Source organism: Brevundimonas sp., from assembly GCF_032017145.1.
Lineage (GTDB): Bacteria > Pseudomonadota > Alphaproteobacteria > Caulobacterales > Caulobacteraceae > Brevundimonas.
This window is the reverse complement of the sequence record NZ_DALZQC010000079.1, coordinates 1-16612: the sequence shown is the minus strand read 5'-3', so window position 1 is coordinate 16612 and position 16612 is coordinate 1. Positions and strand designations below refer to the sequence as shown.

The window sequence follows — 16612 nt, the reverse complement described above, 5'->3', positions numbered from 1 at the left end:
CGAGCTCGGGCCCGCCGTCATCGCGGGCAGGCGGAGCTCGCTGTCGAGGGCGTCGCGGCGCCCCCGACGGCGGCCTACGGCCGCACGGCCGCGTAGAGGGAGATCGACCCGGTCGGGGTGGGAATCCGCCGCGTCTCGCTCACGGCCTCGAAGCCGGCTTCGCGCATGAGGTCCGGGAGCACGCCGAGCGCATTGGGCTCGGTGTGCTCGAAGCCGTCCAGCATCTGAACCTGCCGGAAGAGCAGGCGCATCAAGGGATTCGCCTGGCGGCCGGCGTCGGCCATATGCAGCCGGCCGCCGGGTCGAAGCGCGCCCAGGCAGGCGGCGAGGATCGCCCGCTTCACGGGCATCGGGCATTGATGCAGCACCAGGCTCGAGACCACCTTGTCCGCGGCCGCGCCCGGCAGGATCGCGGTCAGCGCGTCCCCGTAGCCGGCTCGCCATTCCACGTGGACCCCGGCCCGGCGAGCCTTGTCGCGCGCGATCTCCAGCACCGCCTTGTCGGGATCGACGCCGATGAGGCGCGATCCCGGCGACGCCGTCTTGAGCTGGATCGCGAAGGTCCCGGTGCCGCAGCCGACGTCGAGGATTGTCTCGCCAGGCTGCGGATCGGCTTCCGACAGCAGGGCGCACCGCCAGCGACGCTCCCGGGTCATGACGGCCAGCACCCTGTCGTAGGCGCCGGTGAGCTCGTGGCGACCGAGCGCGGGGACGAAGTCTCTGTCCTGGTTCATGGCGACGAGCATCGCCTGGATTCGGGCTCGCCGCTTGAACGAAGCGGCTGCTCAGCCGGAGGGGACCAGGCGCCGCGGCTGCACCCCGAACATCGCCTTCATCGTCCGCGCGAGGTGCGCGCCGTCGGAGAAGCCGGCCTCATGGGCGGCGGTGGTCACGTCGACCCCGCCCGCCAGCAGTGTCGCCGCAAGCTGCAGCCGCCGCCAGAGGACGAACCGCTTGAACGACAAGCCTTGCGCTTCGGCGAAGACGTGACGGAACCGGTCGGCCGACAAACCCGCGCGGCCCGCAGCCGCATCGAGCCGCACGGGGCCTTCCGAGAGCGCGGCGTCGATGAACGTCAGGACGCCGGCCATCCAGGACACCGCGGGCGCGGCCGGCTCGCCTCCGGCTCCGCCCGCCTGGTCCGACCAGAACCGCCGACGGCCCTCGGCCGCCAGCACGTGGGCGCTGGACGCGCGGACGAGCACGGCCCGAAGCGCCGCGCGCGCCTCCACGCCCAGACTTCCCGGCTCGAAAAACAGGATCTCGGCCTGCGCCGCGGCGCCGAGCCGATGGCCCACGAGCGGATCGACGAGAAACGCCGTGGCGCGAAGGACGCGGCCGCCCGCAGTCTCGACGGCGATCGGCCGGTCGGCGAACACCGCCTGCGCCGCGAGGTGCCGGTGAAGCGCGTTGTCGCCGACCGCGCCGCGCCACCGCGCCCAGCCCGGGCCGATCTGCAGACCCCCGCGCCAGGCGCCGTCAGGGCTCACCGGCGCGCCACAGGCGGGAAACGACGCCGGATGGGGTCAGTCACGGTCCCGGCCCCCGGATCGGCCGCGGCGATCTCGCTCGTCGCGGCGGTCGGATCGCGCGGGCTCGTCGGCGTCGTCCTCGAGGCGCTCTTCCCGCGCCCCGGACGCCACGCCGGCGGGACCGGTTCGCCAGCTCACGACGGCGACCACCAGGAGCACCAGCAGCAGGGCGGCGGCCACCGAGCCCCGGCGGGACCGCCCAAGAAGATCCGACGCGGGCGCCCGTCGTTGAGGAGTCAGATCGATGGACCTCAGCAGGCACGACAGGCGTGCCTCGCCCGACCTTGAGGGCATTCCGTTCATGTCGCTCATGTCACCCACCTCCTTCAAGATCGAACTCGGGTACTCCAAGGCGAGTTCCAACGCTGCGGTCCCTCAGTCCACGGTTCGGCTTGTTCGCACGACATCCCCGCGCCGAGCGCCGCCTCGAAGCCCATTCGGGTTCGGACCGAAACAACTCGGACAGTCGGCACTGTCCATCTTCACGCCGCTTTGAAGCCGTCTGCTGAACCCATAAAGGCTCGACGCGGCGGAGAAGCCAAAGGTTCCCCGCCGCGTCGTCAACCCGGACGCCGCCGCCCCGTGCGACGACAGTCCGGCAGCAGGGGATTACTGCGGCCGAATCGCCTTCACTTCGCCCGCGCTGCCTGTAACGACCAGATCAAACTCGACCCGGTCGCCGACCTTCGCCTGGTCAATCAGGGCGGGTGACGCCGCGAAGCCCATGGTCATCGCGGGCCATTCCAGACTGGCGATCGGCTCGTGCTCGATCGTGATCTTGCCGCCCTCCGCGTCGATGGCCGAAATCACCCCGCGCGCGGTCGCGGACTCCTCTCCGGCCGCCGACGACATGGCGTCCATCTCCGCCGGCGCCGCGGGGGCAACGGCGGAACCGGTGGCGGCTGGGGTTTCCGTCTCCGTCGCCGGCTGCTGACTGCAGGCCGCCAGGGCAATGACCGCCCCGGCTGACAGGCTCAGGCCGAGGGCGAGCCTGGCCGACTTCACGAACAGGTTTTTCATAGGGTAGCTCCTTGGGTGGGGGTTTGGGTGGGACGTGATTTCCGGCGTCTCAGGAGGAGATAGCCGGCTGGGATGACGAGCATCGACAGGAGGGGCGCGGTGATCATGCCGCCAATGACTGGCGCCGCGATCCGGGTCATGATCTCCGACCCCGCGCCGTGGCCGATCAGGATCGGGAACAGACCGCCCAAGATCACGGCGACCGTCATCGCCTTGGGCCGGACCCGCAGAAGGGCGCCCTCGCGAACGGCCTCCTCGACCTGCTCCCGGTCGGGATCAGGTCCTCGATCCTTCAGCGCATGTTTGAGATAGATCAGCATCACGACGCCGAACTCCGCCGACAGGCCAGCGAGGGCGATGAAGCCAACCCCGGTCGCGACCGACTGATCGAAGCCCATCAGATAGAGCAACCAGAAGCCGCCGGTCAGGGCGAATGGCAGGGTGCCCATGATGAGGAGGGCTTCGTCGAAGCGCCCGAAGGTCAGATAGAGCAGGATGAAGATGATCACGAGCGTGGCCGGAACCACGATCTTTAGCCGCTCGGCCGCCCGTTCCAGATATTCGAACTGGCCGGAGTAGGCGATGCTGACGCCCGGCGCGAGATCCACCTCGCTGGCGACCGCCTGACGCAGATCGGCGACGACAGACGCGAGGTCGCGCCCCCGAGTGTCGACATAGACCCAGGTGGTCAGCCTGCCGTTCTCGGACTTGAGCATCGGCGGGCCGTCCGCGATCTGGATATTGGTGACCGTGCCAAGGGTGATCTGCTGGCCCGACGGCGTCAGCATCGGCAGGGCGCGCAGTTGCTCCAGACTGTCGCGCAATTCTCTCGGGTAACGGACGCTGATCGGATAGCGGGCGAGCCCCTCCACCGTCTGTCCGATCGTCTCGCCGCCCACGGCGCCCGATACGATCGATTGGACATCGGCGATGTTCAGGCCGTAGCGGGCCGCCGCGCGCCGGTCGATGTCGATGTCGACATAACGCCCGCCGGTCAGGCGTTCGGCCAAGGCGGAGGTCACGCCCGGTACGGTCCTGGCGACATCGGCCACCTGGGCCGCGATACGGTCCATCGCGGCCAGGTCAGAGCCGGACACCTTGACGCCGACGGGGCTCTTGATGCCCGTCGCCAGCATGTCGATGCGATTTCGGATGGGAGGGACCCAGACGTTGGACAGTCCGGGGACCTGAACCGCGCGATCGAGTTCTTCGATCAGTTTTTCCGGGGTCATGCCCGGCCGCCATTCATCGCGCGGCTTGAACTGGATGGTGGTCTCGAACATCTCCAGCGGAGCCGGATCCGTGGCGGTTTCCGCCCGGCCCGCCTTGCCGAACACGGTCGCCACTTCGGGCACGGTGCGGATCATCCGGTCCGTCTGTTGCAGCAGTTCCGCGGCCTTGGCCGGGGAGAGACCCGGCTGGGCCGAAGGCATATACAGCAGGTCGCCCTCGTCCATCGCCGGCATGAATTCGCCGCCGAGCTGGCTAAGAGGCCAGGCGGTGGTGGCGAAGATCAGCAAGGCTGCCACCAAGGTCTTTCTGGGATGATGCAGCACCCAGTCCAATGGCCCGCGATAGATGCGCGTGAGCCAGCGATTGATCGGATTGCTCTGTTCGGCCGGGATCCGTCCGCGGATCAGATAGCCCATCAGAACCGGCACGAGAGTGATGGACAGGATCGCCGCCGCCGCCATCGCATAGCTCTTGGTAAAGGCTAGGGGCGCGAACAGCCGGCCCTCCTGGGCCTGCAGGCTGAACACCGGGATGAACGACAGGGTGATGATCAGCAGGCTCAGGAACAGCGCGGGGCCGACCTCCACGGCCGCCTCGGTGATGACCTTCCAGCGATCTTCGCCCGCCAGCTTTTCATCCGGGTGATCGTGTTCCCATCGTTCGATGTGTTTGTGGGCGTTCTCGATCATGACCACCGCCGCATCCACCATGGCGCCGATGGCGATGGCGATGCCGCCCAGCGACATGATGTTGGCGTTCACGCCCTGAAGATTCATGATCAGGAAGGCCGCCAGGACGCCCAGCGGCAGGGTCAGGATGGCGACCAGCGCCGACCGGGCGTGCCAGAGGAACAGGCCGCAGACCAGGGCGACGACTATGAACTCCTCGATCAGCTTGCCGCTCAGATTGTCGATCGCCCGGTCGATGAGCTGCGAGCGATCGTAGGTCGTCACCACTTCGACTCCCGGGGGCAGTCCGGCTTTGAGCGTCTCGAGTTTCTCGGTCACGGCCGCGATCGTGGCGCGGGCGTTTGCGCCGGATCGAAGGATGACGACGCCGCCCGCGACCTCGCCTTCGCCGTTGAGCTCGGCTATGCCGCGTCTCATCTCCGGGCCGATCTGGATGGTCGCGACATCCCCGAGGCTGATCGGCACGCCTCCAGCCGCCGTGCGGAGCGGCACGGCCCGGAAGTCGTCGAGCTCGGTCAGATAGCCGTTGGCGCGGATCATGTATTCGGCTTCGGCGAGCTGGAGCACCGAGCCGCCCGTCTCGCCGTTGGCGCGCTGGAGAGCGTCCACCACCGCCTGATGGGTGACGCCGTAGGACGCGAGCCTGACGGGGTCGAGCACCACCTGGTATTGCCGCACCATGCCGCCCAGGCTGGCGACCTCGGCGACCCCCGGCACGGTCTTCAGCTCGTAGCGGAGGAACCAATCCTGCAGGCTTCGCAATTGCGCCAGATCGTTGCGGCCTGTGCGATCGACCAGGGCGTATTCATAGACCCAGCCTACGCCGGTGGCGTCCGGACCAAGTGCCGGTTGGGCGGTCGCGGGAAGCCGCGCCTGCACCTGGCTGAGGTATTCGAGGACCCGGGAACGCGCCCAGTAGAGGTCCGTCCCATCTTCGAACAGCACATAGACGAAGCTGTCGCCGAAGAAGGAATAGCCTCGAACCGTTCGCGCGCCGGGTACGGACAGCATGGTGGTCGCCAGAGGATAGGTGACCTGGTTCTCGACGATCTGGGGCGCCTGCCCCGGGTAGCTGGTGCGAATGATGACCTGCACGTCCGACAGGTCCGGCAAGGCGTCGACCGGCGTGCTGCGAACCGCGAACAGGCCGGCGGCGAGCAGGGCGACGGCGGCCATAAGGACGAGGAAGCGCCCCTTGACCGAGGCGCGAATGACCGCGGCGATCATTGGCTCGACCTCCCGCGCGAGGCGGGCGCGGCCATGGATGCGCCCGTTGGGGCGGCGGTGGCGGGCCGGGACGTCGGGCCGATCGGCCGCGCCGTTACGCCTGACAGGCTGGCTTCGGAATCGATCAGGAACTGCCCCGACGCGACGATCCGTTCGCCTTCCCTGAGACCGGCGAGGATCTCGGTTTGCCCCCCGGCTTCTCGCCCGACACGGACCTCGGCCGGTTGATACCGGCCTTCCGGCCGGGCGAGCATGACAATGTCCCGTTCACCCGTTCGGATCACCGCCTCGGTCGGCACGAGCAACGCCGTCGTCGAACCGCCGCCGAAGGTGATCCGGCCGAACATGCCGGGGCGCAAACGGCCCCCGCGATTGGCCATTTCGATCCGTCCCGTGACCGTGCGGCTGTCGCCGACGAGTTCCGGCAACAGGGCGGTCAGACGACCCGTGAACCGCTCTCCCGGGAACGCGGTCAAAGCCACCTCGACGGACTGTCCGACCCTTAGCCGGCTCCCCAGCGCCTCCGGGATGGCGGCATTGACCCAGACGGTGGCCAGGCCGTTGATCTCGGCCAAGGTCATGCCTTGGGTCACGCTCATGCCGGCGCGCACGCCCAGGGTCTTGATCACGCCGCCAGTGGGCGTTGAGATCGTGATCGTGTTTCGCGCCCGCCCGCTGCGCTCCACCGAGGCGATCAGGCTCTCGGACATGCCCATCAGCACCAGTCGCTGCCGCGCCGCCTGGATCAGGGGCGTGTTGCCGGTGCGCCGTACGGCCAGATATTCCGTCTGGGCGCCGCCCCAGGTCGGGATGAGCAAATCGACCAGAGGCGCGCCCGCAGCGATGACATCGCCCGGCGCGCGGTTGTAGACTCGCTGCACGAAGCCGTCGGCCCGCGACTGGACCACGGCGATGTCGCGTTCATTGTAATCGACCACCGCCGTGGCGCTCAGATCGCCCTCAAGGTCGCCACGGCGAGCCGTGGCATACCGGACCCCCAAATTCTGGGCCAGCGCCGGATCGATTCGAACGCCGGGGGTGGCGGTCGTTCCCCCCTCATCGGCATATTTGGGGATGGTCTCCATGTTCATGGACGACTTCCCCGGCCCCGGGTAGCGTTCGTTTGGAACCATGGGATCGTACCAATAGAGGATCTCGCGCTCCCCTCCCCCCTCGGCGGTCTCACCGCCGGCCCCATCCAGCCGCGGAGCGACGACGATGCCGGCCCCGACGCCGACCCCGACCAAAAGAAGCGCGCCCATGGCGATGCCCAGGCGTTTGTTGCGAAGGGCGTTCATCGGTCGTCGTTCCCATAGGTGAGAGTGATCTCGACCACTTGACGCATCACGGCGGCCTCGCGATCGAGCGTGTCGAGCCGGGCGTTGGCCACGGCGGTGAAGGCTTCGAGAACTTCAACGATGCCCGCCCGACCCGCCGCATAGCTCGCGGTTTCGAGATCGGAACGCTGAAGGACACTGGGCAGAACGACGTCGCGCGACCGGACCCATTGATCGTGAGCGGTCGCGTATTCGGCCAGGACGCTTCGCAGCGACGCGGTCAACACGCGCTCAGCGTCCTCACGCTCGGCGGTGACCCGCAGCGCATCAGCGGCGCGCGCGGCGATGACGGGATCCTGCCTTCGACCGGGAAAGATCGGCAGCCGCACGCTCGCTCCGACGGAGAACAGATCGCCGAACCGCTCATCGCGGCGGGCGTAGCTGGCTTGGAACGACCAGTCCGGGCGACGTCCGGCGCGGGCCAGGTCGACCTCGGCTTCGGCGCGGCGCGCGGCGGCTCCATAGGCCCGCACGGTCGGCAGCTGGGCGATGCCGTTCCGCAAGGCGGTCAGGTCGAGATCGTCCTGCGGCGGCGGGCCAACCGTCTCGGGATCGGCGTCGCCCGTCCACCGGGCGAGTTCGGCTCGCGCCTTCTCGATGTCGGCGGCGAGACTGCTGCGGCGATCGTCAAGATCGGCTTTGAGCTGAACGGGCCCGAGAGCGTTGGCGGGCCGATAGGCGCCGGACGCGACTCCGGCCGGGGCGGCGTCCCACAGGGGTTGCAACGTCGCCAGCAGCTCTTCCAACGCCGCAAAGCGGCGTTCGGCATAGAACAGGTCGATCCACGCAAGGCCCACGGCGACCCGGACCTCTCGTCGCGCGACGGACTCCTCAGCGCCGGCGACGCCGATCGCCGCCTCGGCGATGTCTCGCTCGGCGCGACGACGCGCGCGGCTGGGCACCTCCTGCTCGACGCCGATCCTGAGCATGGTGAAGTCTTCATCGAATTGCCCCGCGAACGGCCCGGTCACCGGATATCCGTCGAGACCGACGGAGAGCCGGGGGTCCGGCAGAAGCCCCGCTGCCGGAACGGCCGCACGAGCGGCGTCGACACCCAATGCGCTGGCGCGCAGACTGGGTGCGCTGAACGCCGCGCGGGCCAGGGCCTCGTCGAACGTCTGGGGGTCAGCCTGGGCCGGCGCGGTCCAGACGCTCACGAGCAAAATGGAAGCCGGGAGGATCGCCCAGCTTGCGATCAGAGCACGGCGCGCGGACGGCGCCGAAACCTCGGCGCGTCGCGTCAGGACGCGCGGCCGGCGGACACGGGGCGGCGGACACGCAGACGCGCGTATCGCCGACCTCAAACGAATGGTCATGGAATTCCTCGAAACCACTTGACCCGCCTTGAGGGCGGGACATCGGCGAAGGGCTCGGATCGATCGATCGGCGGTCGCCCGCGCAACGGCGCTCACGGCCTTCGATCAGCGGAAGCGGTCTACGCCAGCCGTTTCGGCGGATTCTTCAGTGGAAGCGGGCCTGCGCCCTCTCGCACGACATCGACGGCTGCGAACCGGAGTCCCCGCGGAGCCGAAGGCCGTTGAACGGTCGGCGCCGGCGGCATGGGCGCCGCGACGGCGGCGCAGCCCATCTTGGCGATGCAGTCGGGCGTCATCTCGTCGCAAGGGCTAGTAGCGCCGCCGGAAGGCCCGTCCGCCATCACCATCATCTCGGCGCAATCCATGTCCGCCATGCCGCCCGTCGCTTCGAATACCTGGAACGGCGTGGCGTGCGCGGACGACTGGCCGACGAAGCCGGCCACCGCCAGGGCGAACAGAAGGGTGCGGACGAGGTTCCACATGCGCGGTCATCCCACGCCCGTCGGCCGGCCGTGTCAAGCGACCGACGGGCTGGCGTCGGGCGCGCGCAACGCAATGCTCCGGATCAGCGCGCGCCCGCCCGCAGTTCGAACGAGGGATTCAACCCCGGCGCCCGTATAACTCATTGAACCCCTCTGGTTTCGGAGCCTCCCTATGACCACTCGCAAAATCCTTTCCGTCGTCGGCGCCGTCGGCGCCCTGCTGTTGGGGGCGACGCAGGCTGCCGCCCACGCGCGCGTCGTCGCCTCCAACCCGGCGGCGAGCGCGAGCATCGCCTCGCCGCGTTCGCTGACGGTCACCTTCAGCGAACGCGTCGTTCCCGCTTTCTCGGGCCTCGAGGTCGTGAACGCCGCCGGTGCCAAATTCCCGGTCGCGACCACCGTCTCCGATGACGGCATGACCGTTTCGGGACGGACGGCGCGACCGCTCGCGGCCGGCGCCTACAGCCTCAACTGGCATGCCGCCTCCGCCGACGGCCACCGTATGACCGGCGCCATCGCCTTCACGGTACGCTGACCCATCGTGCTCGACGTTCTGGTCATCCTGCTCCGGCTCGCGCAGTACGGCGGCGCGGTCGTCCTGCTCGGGACGCCGCTGTTCCTCCTCTACGGGTTGCGCGGGTCGGACGCGGTGGCCCTCGGCTGGACGAGATCCTTGCTGGTCAGCGCGGCGGCCGTGGTCGCCATAGGCTCCGCCGCCGCCTTCGCGGCCCAGACCGCTGTGATGGCGGGCTCGCTGACTGAAGGTCTCAAGCCGGCGACGCTCGGCTTCATGCTCACGGGCACGAGCCTCGGACCCGCCTTTCTCGTCCGGACGCTGGCCGCGTTGCTCGCGCTTCTTGCGCTCATTCAAGACAAGCCGTCCCGCGGCCTGTGGAAATTCGTCGCTGTCGCCGGTCTTATCGTCGGCGCCAGCTTCGCCTGGACGGGACACGGCGCGGCCACCGAAGGCGCGGGGCGCTATGTTCATCTGACGGCCGCGATCCTGCACAGCTGGGCGGCGGCGGTGTGGCTCGGCGCGCTCGCGGCCTTGCTGATCCTGACGTTGCGGCGGCGGTCAGAAACGGTCGATGGCGATAGGATCCTCTATCGAGCCCTTCACGGATTCGCCGGCGTCGGATCCGCATCGGTCGCCGTCCTGGTTCTGAGCGGACTGGTGAACAGCTGGTTCATGGTCGGACCCGATCGTATCGCTGGCCTCTTGAGCACGCCCTACGGTCTGCTGTTGACGGGCAAGCTCGTGCTCTTCGCGCTCATGCTGGTTCTGGCGGCCGCGAACCGCTTTTATCTGACGCCCCACCTCGGCAGCGCCCTGGACGATCCCGAGTATCTTGGCCCCGCCATTTCACGGCTGAAACGCAGCTTGGTGATGGAGACCCTCCTCGCCCTGGGGCTGCTGGCCCTGGTGTCCATCATGGGAACCCTGGCTCCGGTCTCGGCCATGGAAATGGCGATGTAGCCGTTGGCGCGCGCCGAACGCGCTGGAGCCAGGTGCGTCGCACGCGCTCTTGGGACCGGCTGCGAATGGCCGTTGGCCCAGCGACCTGGACCCGCCTAGACTGCTCAAGAATTGAGGGGGCGCGCCGTGTCAGATCGAGTTCGTGATCTTATTGAACAGTGGCGGCGCGACCCGGCTGCGACCTACCAGACCTGGTTCTTGTGGGACGAGCGTCTGAAGAATTTCCGCTCCATCCGTCGCGGCATCGGCCAGGTCGTCAAGGAGATCGAAGCAGGCCGGTTCGGCGTGGCCTATCGCGGGTCGTCGCTGGAGACGATCGTTCATTCGGTGGCCGAACAACGGCAGATTTTCAAGGGCGCGGACCATGCCTTCCTCTGGAAGCCCAAACTTCGCATCCCGGACATCTACGAAAACCCGGCCAATCAACGCGCTTTCGGCCGGCTCCTGCATCACTGCAGCTGTTGTTCGACAGCAACGGAAATTCTCGCGGGCATCCGCACGATCGACCAACTCCGAATCAAGGGACTCGGGCCTGCAGTGGCCAACCTGATCTATTTTCTCCATCCCACCCACGTTTCGCCGTTCAATACCGCGATCGTCAACGGCTACAACGCGATCACCGGATCAAAGGTCAAGCTCGGGAGCTGGGAGCACTACCTTGCGATGCGGCAAGGAATTTTGGCCCTCAACGCTCGCTACAGCGATCTTCTGTCCAACGATCTCGGGGCGATCGCGGGCTTCCTGTTCGACGTGGGCTCCGGCCGTTATCCCGCGCCGCCCCTGGACGACGAGAGTCTGTCCGCCAGCGGCTGGGACGCGCGGCTGGCCGAAGCGCGCGCCGAAGCGGTCAAGTTCGAGAAGACCGCGCTCCAGCAGGGCGAGACGGACCGGACCCACACAGAGATCCAGGCCTGGGTCCGTGATCTGGGTCGCGCGCTGGGCTACAGGGTCTGGATCGCGTCCAATGACCGCGGGCGCCAGCACGAGGGCGCACGCCTGAGCGAGGGCTGCCTAGAACAACTACCGCCGTCGCTGGCGAACGGTCCAGGCGCCGAGTCCATCCGGCTGATCGACGTACTCTGGCTGGAGGGAGACGCGGACCGCGTGGCGGCCGCCTTCGAGGTCGAGCATTCCACCACGATCTACTCCGGTGTCGTGCGAATGCTGGACCTCGCCCTGTCAGGCGAACTAAACATCTCCGCCGGCCTTTTCCTGGTCGCTCCCGACAGCCGCGAAAACGATGTGCGGGCGCAGTTGCAACGTCCGGCCTTCAGCCGGATCGCCGATCTCAATGTGCGCTATCTGCCCTACGGAGAACTGGAACGGCACCGGGCATCAATCGCCCGCTTCGGAACCGGTCTCAGGGCTCCGACCGAGATTTCGCACCGCGTGACCTGATCGTCGGTGACTGGCCCGCCTCGCATCCAGGTCGTTCTGGCTCACAGGCCTGATAGGCAAGAGCGCGATCCTCCAGCCGCACCCGCCAGGTGATCAGCATGGCATTAAGCGCGGTGAACACCACTGCTATCCAGACCTGGCCGAAAACCAGCGGCAACATGGCGATCTCAAGAGATGCGATCCAGTAGTTGGGATGACGAATGACCCGGAAGGGCCGGATCGGACTAGCGGCGCGCCGGGCAGGTGATGATCCGAGTGGTCCAAAACCGGCCAAGGTCGCGATCACCCCGCTTGCTCCAGCGCGCTCGTCGTGCTCTCGGCCATCAGGGCGACTGCGTGTTCCAGGAACAGGTCGTTCCGCTCCGCGAAGCTGTGCGGCTGCAGATACCAGTCCATTGGGACGCACGAATGCCGTGTGTCGATCAAGGCGTTTCGATAGATAGGCGCCAGCCGCTCGAAACCGCCGTGGGTCGTGGCGAACATTTCGGCCCCGTTGGCCGCGACGTCCTCTTGCCGCAGGATGTGCGGCGGCCAGGCGGTGGTCAGGGCGGCGAGACGCGGTGGTGAAGTCCGGTCGTTGTCTCTTGGCAGAGCTTCCTGTGATCGAGCCGTCGCCTGCCTCATGGCTCCCGCTTGCGAACCGCACGCGCCATTTTCAGGTCGCGGGAGATCCGTATCCACAGCAGGATGAAGCCCGAAATCACAATGCTCAGGGTCAAGGCGGTAGTGATGATGATCAGGGGGTGATTGAAGTCCTCGCCGTCGTTCCAGTCCATGACGTGCAGTCGCCAGAAGAAGTCGAAGATCCGCCACACGCCCGAGCGGCGCGTCACCACTTCGCCTGTCGCTGGCGACAGGTAGAAGGCCGTCTTTTCGCGGTCGGCGAAGTCTACCCGCCACAGCGGTCCGGTGCGTCCCGTCTCCTCGGGCGCCGTCGCCAGAAGAACCGCGCCGGAAACCCGCGCCTCGCCCTTGTACGCGCCCTTGGCGAAGGCCGAGGCGTCGGCGGCCGACATCGGTCCGAACGGCCGGCCGGTCGCGGCGGACACGACGACTGGCTCGCCCGACGCCGGCTTCAAGGTCCAGGCCGCCCCCCGCGGCGTCGTGTGAAGCTCCGCCTGGACAGGCGCGACGCCCGCTCGGCGCGCGATCTCGCTCAGTGCCGGAAGCGCGCCGAGCTCCAGCGGGCTCGGCTTGAGGTCAACCGCCCGATGTTCGCCGCGCACCGTCTCGATCGGAATGGCCGTCATCACCAGACCGCCGCCGACCCAGAACAGGACCTGAAGGCCGACGACGAGCGCAATCCATTTGTGCAGCTGGGTGGAGAGCTTGAGAACCTTCATCCCTGGGCCTCGCCTAGCCGTGACGCGCGAAGACGCGCGTACCGCCGCCCTTGAGGATCAGCAGGGTCTCATAGGGCTCACGTTGGCCGTCTGGCGTCTCCATGCCGGGAGACCCCAGCGGCATCGCCGGCACTGCGAGGCCCACGGCCTCGGGACGTTCGGCCAGAAGCTTGCGGACATCCTCGGCCGGCACATGGCCCTCGAGGACATAGCCGCCGATCATGGCCGTGTGGCAGGAGGCGAGCGCCTCGGGCACGCCTTGGGTGCTGCGTATAGAGCGAAGGCTCGGGAGTTCGTTGACCCGCGCCTTGAAGCCGGCGGCGCGCATGTGATCCACCCAGGCCGTGCAACAGGCGCAGGTCGGGGTCTTGTAGACCGCGAGCTCGGTCGATGAACGGGCGCCCGGAGCGCAGGCCGCGACGGCGACGGAGCCGGCCCCCGCGGCCAGAAACGCACGGCGTGAAAGGGTGGGCATCGATCTCATGGGTCCCTCTGGCGAGCGATATCTGGAGGCCGCCGATGACGGTCGCCGCCGCGATCAGGCGGCGGGGCGGAAGGGCCGGGCCGAGGAGTGATAGACGTCGAACCTCCACTCGTCACCCCGCTTGCGCAGGACGCTCGTGGCGGCGCCGCGGCGCTCTATGGGGGCCCGGGCTCCGTACTTGAAGGTGATGTGGAAGGTGTAGGTCTCGCTCACGAAGGCGGTGTCGCCGTCAACCTCGACTTTCATTTCGTGGTTGCGGAAGTCGAAGCCGGCCAGATCGGCGAATTCGGGCCCGAGATGGTGCTCCAGATAATAGGCGAACGATCCCTCCACGCCGCCGTTCTCGAAGATCTCCGAGTCGGTCCAGAACAGGGCCGGCGTCTGCGACACGTCCATCCGCTCGATGGCGTCCTTGTAGGCGGTGACGACCGCTCGGACCTGGGCCTCGTCAGCGGATTGCGCATCGCCGGGGGCGTGCGCCGAGCCTGGCGTATGGGCCGAGCCGGGGGCGTGGGAGCGGGCCGGCGCCTGTGATTGAGCTTGCGCTTGGCCGGAGGTCGCGAGGAGGGCGGCGACCGCCGATCCGGCGAGTGCTGAACGGAACATCATGGTGCAGTCTCCTGGTTTGCCGCGGCCGCAGTAGAACCCGGTCCGGCGAAGTAGATGAAGAACGAGGCGTTCGGGCGACGACGGACCCCAAGGCCGTCAGAACATCAGATGCCTCATGCCATGGGTCAGCATCCCGCCCAGCAGGCCGTTGACCACCACGGCGGCGGCGGTCACGGTCAAAAGACCGATGTAGATCAGCTCGCGCCCGCGCCCCGGCCGGCGGACCCATTGTTCCTTCGCCCACCAGCTCAGCAGGCCGAGCGCGGCGATCGAGGTGCCGAGCCACCGATGGTAGAGGTGAGTCACATCGTCCTTCCCGGGCAGCCCCATAGCGAACCATCCCAGCGCCACCGCGGCGACCGCGGAGATCGCCGCCAGGGCGATGATCACCCGCGTGCCCTGGGTCAGGACCGGCCGACGCAGCGTCAGGGCGGCGATCTCGAGGAGCGCGGCGACGAGGAACAGCGCGATCGGGAAATGGACGGCGGCGGGATGCATGGCGCCGAGCCAGCGATACAGGCGCTGAGGCATTGGCTTGGGACCCTCGTCCGCCGTCATGGCCCCGTGGTCCATGTCCATAGCCATCCCCGGCATGGCCATCACGCCGCCTTCTGGCACGGCGCCCGCCGGCGCGGCGGCCTGGGCACGGGCCGCGGCCTGCTTGTCATGATCCTCGTGCGCGAACGCGGGCGCGCTGACAGACAGCGCCACCACCAGGGCGATCCCCGACAGAAGTTTGCGTATCGACATTGTTCTCTCCCATCCCGTCCCTTCTGCTAACTACGCACCGGGGAGGCCGTCCCCTCGTTTGAGGGATTTGGCTTGTTTCGGCGTAGTAGGGATTAGGGGCGCAAGGAGAGTGTTCGATGGCGCGTAATTTGGATGATCTTTTGGCCGGATCGGCGGCGACGCCCTTGGGCCGGTCGCTCGACGGGCTCGAACCGCTCGTCTGGAGCCGGGTCGACGCGCTTCGCGGCGAAAGGCTCGCGTCGCAACTGCGTTTGGGGGCCGTCGCCATGGCCCTGGTCACCGGCCTGACGGCAGGCGGCGTCGGCGCGGTCGCCGCCCCCAGACCGGCCGGGGAGATGGCCATTTTCACGGTCGACGCGGGCCTGTCGCCTCTGGTGAGACTGGAAACCGGCCGATGAAGCGCGGCTGGCAGGCCATCGCCCTGACGGCCGTCCTGGCGGCGGTCGCCAGCGGCGCGGGCACTTGGATCAGCGCCAGCTGGGTGCTGAGCCGGCGCGAACCGCCATCCCTGCACGACATCGTGCACCACGACCTGAAGCTCTCGCCCGACCAGCTGACCCGCATCGACGCAGTCGAAGCCCGGTTCGCCGCGCGCCGGCCCGCGCTCGAAGCGGACGTCCGCGCGGCCAATCAGGAACTGGCGCGCGCGATCGCACGGAGCGACGGCGACGGTCCCCAGGTCCAGGCGGCGGTGGACCATTTCCACGTCGCCATGGGCGCCTTGCAGAAGGAGACGATCGCCCACGTCTTCGAGATGCGGTCCGTTCTGACGCCGGCCCAGGCCGAGGTATTCGACGACCGTATCGTCGAGGCCCTCGCGCCCGACGAAGGCTAGCGTTCCGCGTGGACAGCCCCAACGACCTGTCAGCCCGCGCCGCCGGCGGGGACCGGGCGGCCTTCAGCGAGTTGATGCGGCAGACCAAGACTTCTCTGTTCCGTTTCGTCCGGCGCTATGTCGGCGATGAACAGGACGCCTGGGACCTGTTGCAGGACACCTATGCGGCGGCCTGGATCAACATTCGCCGCTACGACCCGGTCCGACCCTTCGAGGCCTGGATCCGGACCATCGCACTCAATAAATGCCGGGACTGGAGCCGTCGCCGCTTCGTTCGGCGGCTCATCCGGGGCGGCGTCGACCTGTCGTCGCCGGAAGCCATGTCCGTGCCGGACGGGGCCGAGGCGGTGGATGACCGGATGGATGCCAGCGCAAGGCTGGCGCGGTTGAACGAGGCTGTGAGCCATCTGCCGCCGCACCTCAAGGCTCCGCTTCTGCTGACGGCGATCGAGGGGCGCAGTCAGGCGGAAACGGCCGGGATGCTGGGTGTCTCCATCAAGACCGTGGAGACCCGCGTGGCGCGGGCTCGTCGCAAGCTGTCCGAGGCGCTGGACGACACGCCCGCTGTCCGGGCCGCTCTTGAGTGATCAGCTCGAGGGTCCTCGGAACCTTCGTCGCGCCTTAGCCCCGCTCGGGCCGCAGCGGCGCTCCGTCGATCGACCTCCAGGCGGCGAGGGATGCGGCGCCCGTCCGCGTATTCTAGTATGAGGGCGTCGCGGGAAATCGACCCGATCATCGCCCTTTTCTTTCAGGAGCTTGTCACATGAGAGTCCCGATCCTAGCCGCCGCAGCGGCGATCACCTTGGGCGCCTGCCAGCCGGCCGCCGACCCTCAACCGGTCGAGGCCCAGACGGCGCCGGGCGCCTCGGCGACGACCCCG

The 16612-nt window shown here is 68.1% G+C and carries 20 protein-coding genes; 6 read left to right on the top strand and 14 right to left on the bottom strand.

Annotated elements, in window-relative coordinates; translation table 11 throughout:
* Positions 1 to 74 precede the first annotated feature (74 nt).
* The 8 genes from RTU05_RS12905 to RTU05_RS12870 all read right to left on the bottom strand — a co-directional run bounded on the left by RTU05_RS12905 (position 75) and on the right by RTU05_RS12870 (position 8836).
* Positions 75 to 734: a class I SAM-dependent methyltransferase gene (locus RTU05_RS12905; protein WP_035307596.1), complete on the bottom strand. Its 660-nt coding sequence runs from the start codon at positions 732 to 734 to the stop codon at positions 75 to 77.
* Positions 735 to 785: 51 nt separating this feature from the next.
* The gene (locus RTU05_RS12900; protein ID WP_052004914.1) at positions 786 to 1490 is read right to left on the bottom strand and encodes an AraC family transcriptional regulator; all 705 of its coding nucleotides are present in this window, start codon (positions 1488 to 1490) and stop codon (positions 786 to 788) included.
* Between the two features lie 36 nt (positions 1491 to 1526).
* Positions 1527 to 1844 carry a hypothetical protein gene (locus RTU05_RS12895; protein WP_312572436.1) on the bottom strand — a complete coding sequence of 106 codons (318 nt, stop codon included), beginning with the start codon at positions 1842 to 1844 and terminating at the stop codon, positions 1527 to 1529.
* A gap of 297 nt (positions 1845 to 2141) precedes the next feature.
* Positions 2142 to 2552 (bottom strand): copper-binding protein, encoded by a 411-nt coding sequence (locus tag RTU05_RS12890; protein ID WP_035307582.1) that lies wholly within the window; start codon positions 2550 to 2552, stop codon positions 2142 to 2144.
* The gene (locus RTU05_RS12885; RefSeq protein ID WP_112863184.1) at positions 2549 to 5701 is read right to left on the bottom strand and encodes an efflux RND transporter permease subunit; all 3153 of its coding nucleotides are present in this window, start codon (positions 5699 to 5701) and stop codon (positions 2549 to 2551) included. The genes RTU05_RS12890 and RTU05_RS12885 overlap by 4 nt, the downstream gene beginning before the upstream one ends.
* Positions 5698 to 6999, bottom strand: a complete 1302-nt coding sequence (locus RTU05_RS12880) for an efflux RND transporter periplasmic adaptor subunit (RefSeq protein WP_112863185.1) — start codon at positions 6997 to 6999, stop codon at positions 5698 to 5700. The genes RTU05_RS12885 and RTU05_RS12880 overlap by 4 nt, the downstream gene beginning before the upstream one ends.
* Positions 6996 to 8195: a TolC family protein gene (locus RTU05_RS12875; protein WP_312598779.1), complete on the bottom strand. Its 1200-nt coding sequence runs from the start codon at positions 8193 to 8195 to the stop codon at positions 6996 to 6998. The genes RTU05_RS12880 and RTU05_RS12875 overlap by 4 nt, the downstream gene beginning before the upstream one ends.
* 278 nt (positions 8196 to 8473) lie before the next feature.
* Positions 8474 to 8836, bottom strand: a complete 363-nt coding sequence (locus RTU05_RS12870; protein ID WP_088582514.1) for a hypothetical protein — start codon at positions 8834 to 8836, stop codon at positions 8474 to 8476.
* A gap of 172 nt (positions 8837 to 9008) precedes the next feature.
* Between RTU05_RS12870 and copC the strand changes: the two genes are divergently transcribed.
* From copC to RTU05_RS12855, 3 genes are all read left to right on the top strand, one after another.
* On the top strand, positions 9009 to 9371 hold the full coding sequence (gene copC, locus RTU05_RS12865) for a copper homeostasis periplasmic binding protein CopC (protein WP_088582513.1): 363 nt from the start codon (positions 9009 to 9011) through the stop codon (positions 9369 to 9371).
* Between the two features lie 6 nt (positions 9372 to 9377).
* Complete coding sequence (gene copD / locus RTU05_RS12860; RefSeq protein ID WP_088582512.1) at positions 9378 to 10313, top strand: copper homeostasis membrane protein CopD; 936 nt, start codon at positions 9378 to 9380, stop codon at positions 10311 to 10313.
* 126 nt (positions 10314 to 10439) lie between these two features.
* Positions 10440 to 11711, top strand: coding sequence for a type II restriction endonuclease (locus RTU05_RS12855; protein WP_312598778.1), 1272 nt, complete (start codon positions 10440 to 10442; stop codon positions 11709 to 11711).
* On the opposite strand, the gene RTU05_RS18325 is transcribed toward RTU05_RS12855, so the two are convergent.
* From RTU05_RS18325 to RTU05_RS12830, 6 genes are all read right to left on the bottom strand, one after another.
* A complete protein-coding gene (locus RTU05_RS18325; RefSeq protein WP_353738806.1) occupies positions 11674 to 11871 on the bottom strand; it encodes a hypothetical protein in 198 nt (65 codons plus the stop codon). The two genes, RTU05_RS12855 and RTU05_RS18325, sit on opposite strands and share 38 nt — an antisense overlap.
* A gap of 122 nt (positions 11872 to 11993) precedes the next feature.
* Positions 11994 to 12335: a hypothetical protein gene (locus RTU05_RS12850; RefSeq protein ID WP_088582511.1), complete on the bottom strand. Its 342-nt coding sequence runs from the start codon at positions 12333 to 12335 to the stop codon at positions 11994 to 11996.
* Complete coding sequence (locus tag RTU05_RS12845; protein ID WP_088582510.1) at positions 12332 to 13054, bottom strand: PepSY domain-containing protein; 723 nt, start codon at positions 13052 to 13054, stop codon at positions 12332 to 12334. The genes RTU05_RS12850 and RTU05_RS12845 overlap by 4 nt, the downstream gene beginning before the upstream one ends.
* Before the next feature lie 13 nt (positions 13055 to 13067).
* A complete protein-coding gene (locus RTU05_RS12840; protein WP_306418727.1) occupies positions 13068 to 13538 on the bottom strand; it encodes a DUF411 domain-containing protein in 471 nt (156 codons plus the stop codon).
* 54 nt (positions 13539 to 13592) lie between these two features.
* Positions 13593 to 14147: a nuclear transport factor 2 family protein gene (locus RTU05_RS12835; RefSeq protein WP_088582508.1), complete on the bottom strand. Its 555-nt coding sequence runs from the start codon at positions 14145 to 14147 to the stop codon at positions 13593 to 13595.
* A gap of 96 nt (positions 14148 to 14243) precedes the next feature.
* Complete coding sequence (locus RTU05_RS12830) at positions 14244 to 14897, bottom strand: DUF2231 domain-containing protein (protein WP_088582507.1); 654 nt, start codon at positions 14895 to 14897, stop codon at positions 14244 to 14246.
* A 116-nt stretch (positions 14898 to 15013) separates the two neighbouring features.
* Here RTU05_RS12830 and RTU05_RS12825 point away from each other — a divergent pair, with 116 nt between their 5' ends.
* Genes RTU05_RS12825 through RTU05_RS12815 form a run of 3 tightly spaced genes read left to right on the top strand, consistent with a single transcriptional unit; the run spans position 15014 to position 16319 of the window.
* The gene (locus RTU05_RS12825; RefSeq protein ID WP_088582506.1) at positions 15014 to 15295 is read left to right on the top strand and encodes a hypothetical protein; all 282 of its coding nucleotides are present in this window, start codon (positions 15014 to 15016) and stop codon (positions 15293 to 15295) included.
* A complete protein-coding gene (locus RTU05_RS12820) occupies positions 15292 to 15732 on the top strand; it encodes a Spy/CpxP family protein refolding chaperone (protein WP_088582505.1) in 441 nt (146 codons plus the stop codon). The genes RTU05_RS12825 and RTU05_RS12820 overlap by 4 nt, the downstream gene beginning before the upstream one ends.
* 8 nt (positions 15733 to 15740) lie before the next feature.
* Positions 15741 to 16319, top strand: a complete 579-nt coding sequence (locus RTU05_RS12815) for an RNA polymerase sigma factor (protein WP_245159370.1) — start codon at positions 15741 to 15743, stop codon at positions 16317 to 16319.
* The last annotated feature ends 293 nt before the right edge of the window (positions 16320 to 16612 follow it).

Excerpts from the sequence above, each read along its gene's own strand:
- RTU05_RS12905 (WP_035307596.1), bottom strand. The coding sequence starts at position 734 with ATGAACCAGGACAGAGACTTCGTCCCCGCGCTCGGTCGCCACGAGCTC.
- RTU05_RS12895 (WP_312572436.1), bottom strand. The coding sequence starts at position 1,844 with ATGAGCGACATGAACGGAATGCCCTCAAGGTCGGGCGAGGCACGCCTG.
- RTU05_RS12890 (WP_035307582.1), bottom strand. The coding sequence starts at position 2,552 with ATGAAAAACCTGTTCGTGAAGTCGGCCAGGCTCGCCCTCGGCCTGAGC.
- RTU05_RS12885 (WP_112863184.1), bottom strand. The coding sequence starts at position 5,701 with ATGATCGCCGCGGTCATTCGCGCCTCGGTCAAGGGGCGCTTCCTCGTC.
- RTU05_RS12880 (WP_112863185.1), bottom strand. The coding sequence starts at position 6,999 with ATGAACGCCCTTCGCAACAAACGCCTGGGCATCGCCATGGGCGCGCTT.
- RTU05_RS12870 (WP_088582514.1), bottom strand. The coding sequence starts at position 8,836 with ATGTGGAACCTCGTCCGCACCCTTCTGTTCGCCCTGGCGGTGGCCGGC.
- copC (WP_088582513.1), top strand. The coding sequence starts at position 9,009 with ATGACCACTCGCAAAATCCTTTCCGTCGTCGGCGCCGTCGGCGCCCTG.
- RTU05_RS18325 (WP_353738806.1), bottom strand. The coding sequence starts at position 11,871 with ATGTTGCCGCTGGTTTTCGGCCAGGTCTGGATAGCAGTGGTGTTCACC.
- RTU05_RS12850 (WP_088582511.1), bottom strand. The coding sequence starts at position 12,335 with ATGAGGCAGGCGACGGCTCGATCACAGGAAGCTCTGCCAAGAGACAAC.
- RTU05_RS12845 (WP_088582510.1), bottom strand. The coding sequence starts at position 13,054 with ATGAAGGTTCTCAAGCTCTCCACCCAGCTGCACAAATGGATTGCGCTC.
- RTU05_RS12840 (WP_306418727.1), bottom strand. The coding sequence starts at position 13,538 with ATGAGATCGATGCCCACCCTTTCACGCCGTGCGTTTCTGGCCGCGGGG.
- RTU05_RS12835 (WP_088582508.1), bottom strand. The coding sequence starts at position 14,147 with ATGATGTTCCGTTCAGCACTCGCCGGATCGGCGGTCGCCGCCCTCCTC.
- RTU05_RS12830 (WP_088582507.1), bottom strand. The coding sequence starts at position 14,897 with ATGTCGATACGCAAACTTCTGTCGGGGATCGCCCTGGTGGTGGCGCTG.
- RTU05_RS12825 (WP_088582506.1), top strand. The coding sequence starts at position 15,014 with ATGGCGCGTAATTTGGATGATCTTTTGGCCGGATCGGCGGCGACGCCC.
- RTU05_RS12820 (WP_088582505.1), top strand. The coding sequence starts at position 15,292 with ATGAAGCGCGGCTGGCAGGCCATCGCCCTGACGGCCGTCCTGGCGGCG.